The organism is Carboxylicivirga mesophila (assembly GCF_018271975.1).
Taxonomy (GTDB): Bacteria; Bacteroidota; Bacteroidia; order Bacteroidales; family Marinilabiliaceae; genus Carboxylicivirga; species Carboxylicivirga mesophila.
Genome location: NZ_JAGUCN010000016.1, coordinates 26,907 through 39,672 on the forward strand (window position 1 = coordinate 26,907; position 12,766 = coordinate 39,672).

13 protein-coding genes are annotated in these 12,766 nt (G+C 37.0%); 8 read left to right on the top strand and 5 right to left on the bottom strand.

The features are described 5' to 3' along the window. The first annotated feature begins 508 nt into the window (after window positions 1-508). A complete protein-coding gene (locus KEM09_RS13920; RefSeq protein WP_212229204.1) occupies window positions 509-1,804 on the top strand; it encodes an O-acetylhomoserine aminocarboxypropyltransferase/cysteine synthase family protein in 1,296 nt (431 codons plus the stop codon). A gap of 114 nt (window positions 1,805-1,918) precedes the next feature. After that, window positions 1,919-3,115 (top strand): homoserine dehydrogenase, encoded by a 1,197-nt coding sequence (locus KEM09_RS13925; RefSeq protein WP_212229206.1) that lies wholly within the window; start codon window positions 1,919-1,921, stop codon window positions 3,113-3,115. A 9-nt stretch (window positions 3,116-3,124) separates the two neighbouring features. Here KEM09_RS13925 and KEM09_RS13930 read toward each other — a convergent pair whose 3' ends face one another. Both KEM09_RS13930 and hemW read right to left on the bottom strand, forming a co-directional pair. Next, a complete protein-coding gene (locus KEM09_RS13930; protein WP_212229208.1) occupies window positions 3,125-3,982 on the bottom strand; it encodes a cation diffusion facilitator family transporter in 858 nt (285 codons plus the stop codon). Window positions 3,983-4,024: 42 nt separating this feature from the next. After that, a complete protein-coding gene (gene hemW / locus KEM09_RS13935; protein WP_212229211.1) occupies window positions 4,025-5,158 on the bottom strand; it encodes a radical SAM family heme chaperone HemW in 1,134 nt (377 codons plus the stop codon). 103 nt (window positions 5,159-5,261) lie between these two features. On the opposite strand from hemW, the gene KEM09_RS13940 reads away from it, so the two are divergent. Continuing rightward, window positions 5,262-5,687, top strand: coding sequence for a VanZ family protein (locus tag KEM09_RS13940; protein ID WP_212229213.1), 426 nt, complete (start codon window positions 5,262-5,264; stop codon window positions 5,685-5,687). Here the strand turns inward: KEM09_RS13940 and KEM09_RS13945 are convergent. The 3 genes from KEM09_RS13945 to rpiB are packed head-to-tail and all read right to left on the bottom strand — an operon-like array spanning window position 5,677 to window position 7,983. Then, entirely contained in the window at window positions 5,677-6,120 is a 444-nt protein-coding gene (locus KEM09_RS13945) for an RrF2 family transcriptional regulator (RefSeq protein ID WP_212192292.1), read from the bottom strand. The genes KEM09_RS13940 and KEM09_RS13945 overlap by 11 nt on opposite strands. A 45-nt stretch (window positions 6,121-6,165) precedes the next feature. Then, complete coding sequence (locus KEM09_RS13950) at window positions 6,166-7,536, bottom strand: lactate utilization protein B (RefSeq protein ID WP_244825021.1); 1,371 nt, start codon at window positions 7,534-7,536, stop codon at window positions 6,166-6,168. A gap of 6 nt (window positions 7,537-7,542) precedes the next feature. Further along, window positions 7,543-7,983 (bottom strand): ribose 5-phosphate isomerase B, encoded by a 441-nt coding sequence (gene rpiB, locus KEM09_RS13955; RefSeq protein WP_212229214.1) that lies wholly within the window; start codon window positions 7,981-7,983, stop codon window positions 7,543-7,545. A 458-nt stretch (window positions 7,984-8,441) separates the two neighbouring features. Between rpiB and nadA the strand changes: the two genes are divergently transcribed. Genes nadA through dut form a run of 5 tightly spaced genes read left to right on the top strand, consistent with a single transcriptional unit; the run spans window position 8,442 to window position 12,764 of the window. Continuing rightward, window positions 8,442-9,437 carry a quinolinate synthase NadA gene (gene nadA / locus KEM09_RS13960; protein WP_244825022.1) on the top strand — a complete coding sequence of 332 codons (996 nt, stop codon included), beginning with the start codon at window positions 8,442-8,444 and terminating at the stop codon, window positions 9,435-9,437. An 18-nt stretch (window positions 9,438-9,455) separates the two neighbouring features. Next, window positions 9,456-9,845 (top strand): response regulator, encoded by a 390-nt coding sequence (locus KEM09_RS13965; protein WP_212192294.1) that lies wholly within the window; start codon window positions 9,456-9,458, stop codon window positions 9,843-9,845. A 6-nt stretch (window positions 9,846-9,851) separates the two neighbouring features. Then, entirely contained in the window at window positions 9,852-10,865 is a 1,014-nt protein-coding gene (ruvB, locus tag KEM09_RS13970) for a Holliday junction branch migration DNA helicase RuvB (RefSeq protein WP_212229215.1), read from the top strand. Between the two features lie 4 nt (window positions 10,866-10,869). Then, the gene (locus KEM09_RS22095; protein WP_212229216.1) at window positions 10,870-12,330 is read left to right on the top strand and encodes a lipopolysaccharide biosynthesis protein; all 1,461 of its coding nucleotides are present in this window, start codon (window positions 10,870-10,872) and stop codon (window positions 12,328-12,330) included. Next, the gene (gene dut / locus KEM09_RS13980) at window positions 12,327-12,764 is read left to right on the top strand and encodes a dUTP diphosphatase (protein ID WP_212229217.1); all 438 of its coding nucleotides are present in this window, start codon (window positions 12,327-12,329) and stop codon (window positions 12,762-12,764) included. The genes KEM09_RS22095 and dut overlap by 4 nt, the downstream gene beginning before the upstream one ends. Window positions 12,765-12,766 lie beyond the last annotated feature (2 nt).

Consider the following 12,766-nt stretch of genomic DNA (forward strand, 5'->3'; position numbering starts at 1 on the left):
AAAAATCGCACAGGTATATCAATACTCCTCATCCATTCTTTCACTGTCAATAAGCTTCGAGTCATCATAGTTATAAGGTTTTAGCTAAAAAACTAGCAATTAATACTACTATAACTCCCGATTCCACTTTCTAGACGCAACAAAAATAATAAAGTTGCGTCTGAGGGTAACATTTTTATAAGATTAAAATCAATCTAAATTAATAACGGACTGAAAATCTTTTTATTGTGCAAATTTTTAGCAAACATTTATTGGTTACCTTTTGAAATTAAGAGTAAATTCTCTTTATTTGCATCTGATGAATAACAATTTATTCCATATTACTTCTACTAAAGTGAATGCCACAAAGGCCATTCATCCTTCTTGTCATATGATGATGTGTATGATGATGACACTTTAAGTGTTACAACGCATCGTATCTGAAAATCAAATAAATAATTAGTACAGACCGGTGCGTAAAGCACAGGTAGAGGTTAAAACAGAACATTAACCATAAAAACTAAATAGTATGTCTGATTTTCGATTTGAAACACTGCAACTACATGCAGGCCACGATGTGGATGAAACAACATTATCAAGAGCGGTACCCATTTACCAAACCAGTTCCTACTTATTTAAGGACTCGGAGCATGCGGCTAATTTATTCGGTCTTAAGGAGTTTGGAAACATCTATACCCGTATAATGAATCCCACAACTGATGTGTTTGAAAAACGCATTGCAGCATTAGAAGGCGGAGTAGGTGCTTTAGCGGTTTCATCGGGCCAGGCTGCACAATTCATTGCTTTAACCAATTTTCTGGAAGCAGGTGACAATTTTGTTTCCACATCGTACTTATATGGTGGTACCTATAATCAATTTAAGGTGCAATTTAAGCGCTTGGGTATTCAGGTTAAATTTGTTGAAGGCGATAATCCACAAGATTTTGAAGCAGCCATTGATGAAAACACCAAAGCTATCTACATCGAAACAATTGGTAATCCTCAGTTCAATATTCCTGATTTTGAAGCCATAGCCGCAATAGCTAAGCAACATGATATTCCATTGGTAGTGGATAATACCTTTGGTGCGGGCGGTTACCTGTTTCGTCCTTTAGAGCATGGCGCCAACATTGTGGTAGAATCAGCCACTAAATGGATTGGCGGACATGGTACCACCATTGGTGGCGTTATTGTTGATGGTGGTAATTTTAATTGGGGCAATGGTAAATTCCCTTCTTTTACAGAACCGTCTGAAGGATACCATGGACTGAAATACTGGGAAGTATTTGGAGCCCAAAGTCAGTTTGGGAATATCGCCTTTATTACACGAGCAAGGGTTGAAGGACTGCGCGATTATGGATCTGCATTGAGTCCTTTTAATGCCTTTCTTCTCATTCAGGGACTAGAGACCTTATCATTACGTGTGGATCGTCATGTAAGTAATGCCCAGCAAATTGCCGAATGGCTTGAACAACACCCACAGGTTGAATATGTGAAGTATCCTGGATTATCATCCAGTCCTTATCATACTCTAGCTAAAAAATACCTCAAAAGAGGTTTTGGTGGTGTTATGAGCTTTAAAATTAAAGGAGATGCCGGTGCGGGTGATAAATTTATCAATAGTCTGTCGCTTATAAGCCATTTAGCCAACATTGGTGATGCCAAATCACTCATTATCCATCCAAGTTCAACTACGCATGAACAGCTGAGCCTTGAAGAACAAAAAGCCTCCGGTGTAGAACCTGGTTTATTAAGGTTATCGGTTGGTATCGAACACATTGACGATATTAAAGCGGATTTAGAAACGGCTTTTGCTCAACTATAAAAAATCAACCATCCGGTACAGTTAATGTATTGGATGGTTGCCATTTTCATGTACATTTGTAAGGCAAAATAAAAACCAACAGACAAACCATAAGGGTTTGTAAAAACAAAAACCATGAAACAAAAACTAAACATCGGCCTTTTTGGATTTGGTGTAGTGGGACAGGGACTATATGATGTGCTCAAAACAAGTCCGGCCTTTGATTCAGAGATTTCTAAAATCTGCGTTAAAAACAAAAAAGAACGTTCTTTACCAGAAAGCTACTTCTGCTATAATCCTGACGAAATACTGGATGATCCGACTATCAATACGGTTGTTGAATTGATTGATAATGCAGATGAGGCCTATCGCATAGTAAAAAAAGCCCTGCAGAGTGGAAAGCATGTTGTATCGGCCAATAAAAAGATGCTGGCAGAAAACATGGCTGAAATGATTCAGTTACAGAAAGAGAATAATGTATCTCTGTTGTATGAGGCTTCGGCCTGCGGAAGTATACCGGTTATCAGAAGCTTGGAGGAGTATTACGATAACGACCTTCTTTTATCAGTAACGGGCATATTAAACGGATCATCTAACTATATTCTTTCAAAAATATTTGATCACGATCAATCCTATGATACCGCACTAAAAGATGCGCAAAAATTAGGCTTTGCCGAAAGTGATCCCACCTTCGATGTTGAAGGATATGACTCTTTGTATAAACTTATTATACTCACCTTGCATAGCTTTGGCTCCATCATTAAACCCGATGATGTTCTAACCTATGGCATATCAAATATCTCTGATTTTGATATTCAGTATGCTCGTGAGAAAGGCTATAAAATAAAGCTGGTTGGCCAGGTCGAACGACTGGATGGTAACAATATCACACTGTTTGTACTTCCTCGCTTTGTTCGTAAAGACAAATACATCTATAGTGTTGAAGATGAGTTTAATGGAGTAGTAATCAAAGGTAAGGCCTACGATAAGCAGTTTATGTTTGGAAAAGGGGCAGGTGCACATCCAACAGGCTCGGCAGTACTATCAGACATTACAGCTCTTGCGCATAACTATGCATACGAGTATAAGAAAATGAAATACGCCGAAGATTTTAATTATTCAAAAGAGCACCAGGTGGAATTGTATTTAAGATATTCTGATGCATCTGTACTCGACAACTTCAATTTTGAATCCATTACAGAAGAATACAAAGGTCCTGAATATAGTTACAAAATTGGCTTTATTAAACTAGCCGAATTACTCAAAATAAAAGACCAATTGCGCAGTCTGGATATCTTTATGGGTATTACCGGCAAGTCACTCAATTATTAGAATAAAACGCTATACATCTAACGAATCAATATGCACAGTAGCTTGTATATTGGTTCGTTTTTTTATAATCACCTCATAGGCAGTGGCAATATCATGCGCGCGTTTAATACTATAATCACCCGGTAAACGAATATGTAAGGTCATCTCAGTATGATGCCCATACTGATGCACTAAAAAATGGTGCGGATGAATATCAAAATCAGTAACTTCTGGTGCCAGAGCAATTATTTCACCGCGTAAATCATCATCAATCCGTTCGCCCAGCAAGTGACTGATATTTTCCTTTAAAATAGAGTAGGTGGTATAGAACAATAGCAAGGATACCAGAATACCTAATGCGCCATCAATCCACCAATAGTATTGTCCGAAGAAAATACCCACGAGAATAACAAGCGATGAAATAGCATCAGAGCGGTGATGCCAACCATCAGCTACCATGGATTTAGACTTGGTTTTATTACCAATACGAATGGAATACTGAGCCATAAACTCTTTGACCAGCAATGATATAATAGTAACCACAATGGCAATCATTCCATATTTTACTTCACTACGGCTTTGTAATTTAAGAATAGATTCTTTTAAAAAGCTGAAACCGATAATAGCCAATAGCATTCCAACGACAATGGACGCCAGCACCTCGGCTCGTCCATGACCATAAGGATGCTCTTTATCAGCGGGTTTAGCAGACACTTTAAGGCCAATTAAAACAGCCACTGATGAGATACTGTCGCTTAAGGTATGCCAGGCATCAGCGATAATAGCTACCGAAGAGCTGACCATTCCTGCCCAAAACTTAATTCCAAACAGAAGAATATTGAGAATAATAGAACCGTATGTAGCAATAATGCCTTTTTTATTTTTCATAATTCACTTTCAAAATTTTGATTTAAACAATTATGTCAGCCATTATTCTTCATCAACATAAAAAAAATCTGAAATAATGCGGTCGGTAATCATTTTTTTATCTTCAGCCACACAACAATACGCATTATTAACCAACACATTACTTTTAGAGAGCTGATTTGACAGTTCTGCATTAAAAAATTTAATGATGGACGAATTGAATTGTCGTACCGCTTCCATCAGCAATCCCTTTGATGTTCTTAAACCCAGCATGATTAGTTCGTTATAACGATCCGATTCAGTTAATATTTCGTCCTCAAAATATTCAGTTCCTGACTTTAAGGCTTTTATGTATTTCTGCACATGATTAACATTCCAACGCCGATTGGTTCCATCAAAGGAATGCGCTGACGGACCCAAGCCTAAATATTTTTTTCCTGTCCAGTAATTACTGTTGTGCTTTGATTCCAGGCCTGATAAAGCAAAATTTGAAATTTCATAATGCTCGAATCCAGCCTTTACCAATTCCTTCACCAGGTAGTCAAATTGTTTAACACTGGCGGCTTCGGGCACTTCTTTTAGCTTACCTTTTTTAAGATAATCGTAATATAAAGTACCTTTCTCAAAAGTAAGATGGTAAGCCGAAATATGCTGCACCTTGCTTTCAATAGCCATACGCACATTGGCTTGCCATTCATCAAACTTCATATAAGGCAAGCCGTATATCAGATCAATACTCATATTATCAATCCCATTTTCCTTGGCTATTTGAATAGCTTCAACTGCTTGTAGAGCATTGTGACGCCGATTCATTTGTCGAAGGTGTGTATCAAAAAAACTTTGAATACCCATGCTTAAGCGATTGACACCTAAATCAACAATACCTTTAATGTACGTCTCGCTCACATCATCTGGATTAACTTCCAGGGTCAGTTCAATAACCTCTTTAAGTGAGGTGTATTGATTGATACGATCTAAAATAACTTTTAGCTCTGAAACAGTAAGTGTGGAGGGGGTACCACCACCAAAATAAATGGTTTCAATCCTTTCTTTTAACAAAAAAGCAGATTGATTGTCTATTTCTTTACAAAGAGCTTTAATATATTCGTCTTTGAATTGTTGATCCGTAGTTTTGTAAAAATCGCAATATGAACAACGCGTATAACAAAACGGAACATGTATGTAAATGCCTGCCATTACTAGGATTGTTTCACGTGAAACATTGAAAAACAGTGTTTTATTAACGGGTTATCAACACTTTTTAAACATTTAAACCAAAGTTATTAACAAACCAATTCCAATGATTTACTATTTTAAAAAATACCATAAAACACTTAGTATTATTTTCATCATTACACTGTTAAGCTTAATTAATACATCAAAAATTAAACCCGATGACCTCAGTTTAATACCACACTTCGACAAAATTGTTCATTTCTTGATGTACTTCACTTTGGGTTTTGTATTTATGTTTGAATACTACATTCATCATCATCAAACAATCACCCGAATCTCAAAAATATTGATTCTACCGCTGCTTTATGGTGGTTTGATGGAGCTACTGCAAATTTCTGTTACAACTTACAGAAGTGGTGACTGGTGGGACATGCTAGCCAATGGCTGTGGTATACTAACTGCTTACTTTATAGTAAAATCATTAAGGAATAACACCTTTTTTCGCAAATGGATGTTATTCCCACTGAAGCAACCAATGTTTAAAGCTTGATATAATCTGATTTATCTTCCATATTACTAAGAATCTTTGCAATCGTTTCAGACGTGAAGAAATCATACATCTGCTTACGAATGGCACTGTACTGATCATGCACCGGACAGGCATACCCATCGCTGTTATTACTTTTACACGAATGCATACCAATCAGGCAATTAGTAAATACATCACTACCATCAATGATTGAAACAATATCGTAAAGAGTAATATCTTCGGCTGCCCTGCCTATACTAAAACCACCGTGCGGTCCTTTAGTACTTTTAAGTAACTTTTGCTTAGCCAGACTTTGTAAAATTTTTCCGAGAAATGGAGTGGGAATATCTAAATCTTTTGATATCTGTTTAATCCCTATTTTTTTACCATCTTCATCATTAACAGCCAGGTATATAACTGCACGGATAGCGTACTTACATGTGTTTGATAACATTTCTATTGAGTTTGTGGCTAAGGTAATAAAATCATTAAAAAACCTTTATCTCTTTAAATGCTTTTTCCACTGAGCATTAAATGTTTTTGAAGCAAAAGGTGATAATGATTTTTGTTTACCAATAAATGAAGATGCAAACCTACGTGCCAACCACATGTTAAAACGACCTCCTATTCTATTCATTAGAAGTCTGTTTTTGAGTGTATTATACAAAAACACGCCAACTGACTTTTCGGATAAACCTTGGTGAGGCTGCGCTTTCTGACGATTGTATAGGAGTAACTTGGTAAGCGGAATTTTAACAGGGCAAACCTCTTCACATTTTCCGCATAATGAAGACGCAAAACTTAAATGATTATAGCCTTCAAAACCATTTAAGTATGGTGAAATGACCGAACCAACCGGACCACTGTAAGTGGTATTGTATGTATAGCCTCCAATATTTTTATATACCGGGCAGGCATTCAAACAAGCGCCACAGCGAATACATTTCAAAGCATCTTTGGCAGTCGAATTTTGATACAATTCCGTTCGCTTATTATCCAGTAAAAAGATGACCATTCTCTCTGGTCCATCTACTTCGTCATCTTTTTTAGGTCCGAAAAACAAGTTGCTGTAAACGGTTAATTGCTGACCCGTTCCATGCGCCGCCAGTAAAGGCCAAAATAATGGTAAATCGCTGATACCAGGCAGTATTTTTTCAATACCGGTAATTACAATGTGTAATTTTGGAAAAGAAGCTGACAAAAACGCATTGCCTTCATTTTCGGTAACAGCTACAGCTCCTTCGGCGGCGCATAAAAAATTAGCGCCGGTTATTCCTACATTCGCATTGATAAACTTTTCGCGCAATAACTTTCTTACAAAACCAGTCAGTTGTTCGGCTGATAAATCAGGATCTGTTTTAAAATGCTGATGGAATAAGTCAGCAATATCCTGCTTTGATTTGTGCATGGCCGGAGTAACAATATGATATGGTTTTTCTCCAGCCACCTGCACAATAAATTCACCTAAATCGGTTTCAACAGATTCAATTCCTTCCTGACTAAGGTACTGATTGAGTTCAATTTCTTCAGTCACCATTGATTTACTCTTAACAAGCGTTTTACATTGCTCACTATGCAATAAATCAACTAACTGCTTAATTAACTGATCTGTATTCTCGGCCCAAAGGACTTCAGCTCCGTTATCAACAGCATTTTGTTCAAACTGCAATAATAACTCAGGAAGCTTCTGTATCACATACTCTTTAACTGATGCAGCATTAGACTTTGCCAGTTCTAAATCGCCATAACGTGCTTTTCCCACAACCACAGCAGCATCATACTTCGCCATATTATAGCGAATAATCTGCCGGTGATGCAAATCGTGCGCTATACGCTCAGCATCCAGTTTAAAAGCATGTTTGTAATTCAAAACAGATTACTTAACAGGTATTTTTTCAATACGTTTTTGATGACGACCACCTTCAAACTCAGTATTAACAAACTTATCAACAATGTTGATAGCTTCTTCAATTGATACGTAACGTCCTGGAACAGTGCATACATTGGCGTCATTATGCAATCGGGCCATTTCAGAGATTTCAACATTCCAACATAAAGCAGCACGGATACCCTGGTGCTTGTTAGCTGTCATGTTAATACCATTACCACTTCCACACACAGCGATACCAATTTCGTACTCTTTGTTTTCTACAGCAGTGGCCATAGGATGCGCATAATCAGCATAATCAGTGCTGTCTTCCGAGTATGTACCATAATCTTTAACGGTAATGTTGTTTTTTTCTAAGTACGCCTTGATGGCTTCTTTAACCGGAAAACCGGCATGGTCGGCTGCTAATGCTATTGATTTGAATATCATGTTGTTTTTTTTGCAAAGATAATGATGCTTTAGTCATTTTAAAACATGTTAAAAAACCTCTGAATAAGTGTTGGAAACTTGTGAACTCTCTTTCAATACTTTTTAAAAAATAGAATTGCTATTTACATGAAAAATTACAATACAAGCAAGCATTTGAATTAATTGTGTTGGTAACCAATCTTTTTTAATCTCACTTTTGAACCGTTTTTAACTTCGCTTTAAACACTATCCACCAAAGAAATTATTAAATTTGAAGCCTATTAACAATTTGTTGATATAGTCTAAAAGCTAATTAATATCAATAAATTAACAGATTTTAAACATGTTAATAAGCCGTTAGTATTGGTTTCTCTCAATCTGATAACTATTCATCCAACGATTTTTAGAAATAAATACTAACCTTTCTAACAGGATATCATTATTACTATATTTTTTAAATTCTTTTCTATTATATAAATATGAATATAAAGGATAGTTGGTTGAAAAGTGGATATGTGGACGAACCGGTTCCAACTAATATCGATATCAAAAAAGAGATCATTCGTTTAAAGGAGGAGAAGGACGCCATTATAATGGCGCATTTCTATCAAAAGAACGAAATACAGGACATCGCAGACTTTGTTGGGGATAGTTTAGCCTTGGCACAAGAAGCGGCTAAAACAGACGCTAAAATCATTGTTTTAGCAGGTGTACACTTTATGGGTGAAACTGCTAAAATATTATCGCCCGATAAACTGGTATTGGTTCCGGATTTAAATGCCGGTTGTAGCTTGGCTGATAGTTGTCCGCCAGATGCCTTTAATAGCTTTGTTGAAAAGCATCCTGATCATACGGTTTTAACCTATGTAAATACCACTGCAAAAATAAAGGCCTTGTCTGATATTGTGGTGACTTCTACCAATGCAAAAAATATTGTGGATAGTTTACCAAAGGATGAAAAGATTATTTTTGGTCCTGATAGAAACCTCGGAAACTATCTCAATAGTATTTCAGGGCGAGATATGGTATTGTGGGATGGAGCGTGTCATGTGCATGAGAAGTTTTCGGTTGAAAAGATAGTAGATTTAAAGAAAAAACATCCTGATGCCCTGGTTTTAGCACATCCTGAATGTAAGAAACCACTTTTGTTACTGGCCGATTATGTGGGTAGTACAGCAGCTCTGTTAAAATATTCAATAAAGAGTGAGGCCAATGAATTTATTGTGGCAACTGAGTCGGGTATTATTCACCAGATGCAAAAAGAGAGTCCTGGTAAGACATTTATTCCTGCGCCACCTAATGATTCAACGTGTGCTTGTAATGATTGCGAATACATGAAACTAAATTCTTTGGAAAAACTATATAATGCTTTAAAATATGAATGGCCTTCAATTGATGTGGATGAGGACATCAGGATAGAGGCTGTAAAACCTATTAATAGGATGCTTGATATTTCGAAAAAAGCCGGCCTATAAAAAATAACCTAACCCAGAATGGAAAGACTCGAACAACCTGTATCTGTTTTATTAGTTGAAGATAATGTGCTCAATCAGAAGCTCATTTTCCTTAATTTGTCCAAATATGGCTTTAAGATTGATATTGCCAATCATGGTAAAGAAGCTTTGGATAAATTGGAACATGGGCAGTATGATCTGATTTTGATGGACTTAATGATGCCAATAATGGATGGTTTGGAAACGACCGTAGCTATTCGTGAAAAAGAAAAGTGTAGTAACGAACACATGCCTATTGTTGGCTTAACAGCTAATACCTATGATGCTGACCGCGAAAAGTGTTTATCCTACGGGATGGATGAGTACATGGCAAAACCATTTGATTTGCAGGAGTTTTTCGATAACCTCAAAAAATTAAATATAATTTAGTCATAAATGAGTTTCGACATCAGGGGAAATGGAGATACCGAGAGAGAACTGGAAAAGGCATTAAGGCCACTTTCTTTCTCCGATTTCAAGGGGCAGGATAAGATTGTCGAAAACCTTGAGATATTTGTGCAGGCTGCCAAAATGAGGGGCGATGCACTCGATCACGTTTTGTTACACGGACCTCCGGGTTTAGGTAAAACAACTTTATCAAATATTATTGCGCATCAGCTAGGTGTTGGTTTTAAACTAACCAGCGGACCTGTGCTTGATAAACCTGGTGATTTAGCAGGAATTCTAACCAGCTTGGAAGAGAATGATGTCCTCTTTATTGATGAAATTCATCGTTTGAGTCCTGTAGTTGAAGAGTATTTGTACAGTGCCATGGAAGATTTCCGCATAGATATTGTCATTGATAAAGGACCTGGAGCTCGCAGTATACAAATCGATCTTAATCCGTTTACACTGATTGGTGCCACTACACGTAGTGGATTATTAACCGCACCACTGCGTGCGCGTTTCGGTATTAATAGCCACCTCGAATATTACAACGCAGAAACAATTGCGCACATTATTGAACGCTCAGCCGATATTCTGGAAGTAAGAATACACGAAAACGCCGCTGATGAAATTGCGAGACGCAGCCGTGGAACTCCACGTATTGCTAATGCGCTGCTGCGTCGTGTTAGGGATTTCGCACAGGTGAAGGGTAATGGCATCATCGATTTACCAATTAGTAAAATGGCTCTTAATGCCTTAAACATTGATACACACGGCTTAGATACGATGGATCATAAAATTCTGCTGACACTGATTGATAAATTTAACGGAGGACCGGTAGGTGTGACTACCATTGCTACTGCTGTTGGTGATGATGCCGGTACCATCGAAGAAGTATATGAGCCATTTTTAATCATGGAAGGATTCATTAAACGTACGCCTAGGGGACGTATGGCCACAGCTCATGCCTATGAACATTTAGGTCGTGAAACTAATTTAAATCAAGGAACATTATTCTCTTAAAGGTGTGAGTAAACTTAAAAAGCTAGCAGGTGATACAATTATTTACGGAGTAAGCACCATTCTTGGTCGTCTGCTCAACTGGCTGTTAATGCCACTCTTTATTCGTATCATGGATAAAGCTGAAGTGGGAGGCGTGTTTAATATCTACAGCTATATTGCGGTTGTGTTGGTGATTCTTACTTTCGGGTTTGAAACAGGCTATTTTCGTTTTGCTAATAAGGAAAACAGGAATGGATTACTAAAAAGCCTGGGACTGCTGATTCTAGTTTGTTCCGTTTTATTTTGTGTTGGTGTTTATTTGTTTCAAGGTTGTTTAGAAGTATATCTTGGCAATGAATACCTCAAAGCTGAATACTTTGTGATTGGCGCATTAATTGTAGCCCTGGATGCGATTACGAGTATTCCTTTTGCTGATTTGCGTATTAACAACCATACAGTTCGTTTTGCATTGCTGAAGTTCTTATCGGTAATTTTAAACATCCTATTTGTTACCTTTTTCCTCGTTTTATGCCCTTATCTGCTTAAACAGGGATACGAGTTCATTGAATCTATTTATAATCCATATAACAAGCTCTATTACGTTTTTGTATCTAATCTGCTTAGTTCCGGAATTATTGCCTTATTCCTTGTACCTAAAATTTTCCTGGCAAAAGCCAGATTCAGCTGGCAGTTGATTAAACCTGTGATTAAGTATTCCTATCCGATAATGATTGTAGGCTTATTCGGCATGTTAATACAACAGATTGATAAGATTTTAATGCCTCATTTAATTGAAGATAATGCCATGGAAGCATTAGCTATCTATGGCGCCAATTTTAAGATTGGTATTCTCATGGCTATTTTCATACAATCTTATCGTTTAGCGTTTGAACCTTTCTTTTTTAAAGAAGGTAAACAAAATGCTTCTAAAGAACTCTATGCCCGCGTACTGAAATATTTTGTCATTTTTGGCGCAATTATTTATGTTGGAGTTCTTGTTTTCATAGATGTTGTAAATGTCCTTTTGTTGCCCGAATATTATGAAGGTAACAGGATTATTCCTTTTATCTTGCTTGGACAATTATTCTTTGGTATTTACTATTCATTGTCGCTTTGGTATAAATTAACCGATAGAACTATTTATGGTGCAATAATTAGTGGTTTAGGCGCTTGTTTATCTATTGTTGGTAATATCGTTTTAGTGCCTTATATGGGGTATATAGGTGCAGCAGTTACTTTGTTTATCTGTTTTCTGTTAATGTCAGTTATTTCATATGGCCTGGGCCAGAAATACTACCCCATTAACTACCCGATTGGGCGAATTGTTTTGCACATAATCATCGCCATTGTTGTTGTCCAATTAAGCCTTTTGTATAGCTCAGAAAACCTGATATTTCATTTCGCCTTCAAAGGCACTATATTTGTAAGCTATTTTGTTTTTCTTTATATCATTGAAAGAAAGGAATTAATAAAGATTTTATCATGACAAACGTTCAAATCATTAATAAAAGTAAACACGAATTACCCGGTTATAGTACTGAACACTCTGCAGGTATGGATTTAAGGGCCAATATTGATGGGGCTATCATTCTGAAGCCACTCCAGCGTGTGTTAATCCCTACCGGCCTATTCATTCAATTACCTGTAGGGCATGAAGCTCAAATTCGTCCTCGCAGCGGACTGGCTGCTAAATTTGGCGTAACAGTACTAAATACGCCAGGTACAATAGATGCTGATTATCGTGGTGAAATAAAAGTAATTCTGGTTAATCTTTCCAATGATGATTTCGTTATCAACGATGGTGAGCGTATTTGCCAGATGGTAATAGCTCAGTATACCAAGGCTACCCTGCTTGAAGTTGAAATTTTAGAAGATTCAGTTCGTGGTAGTGGTGGTTTTGGTCATACAGGAACTAATTAACA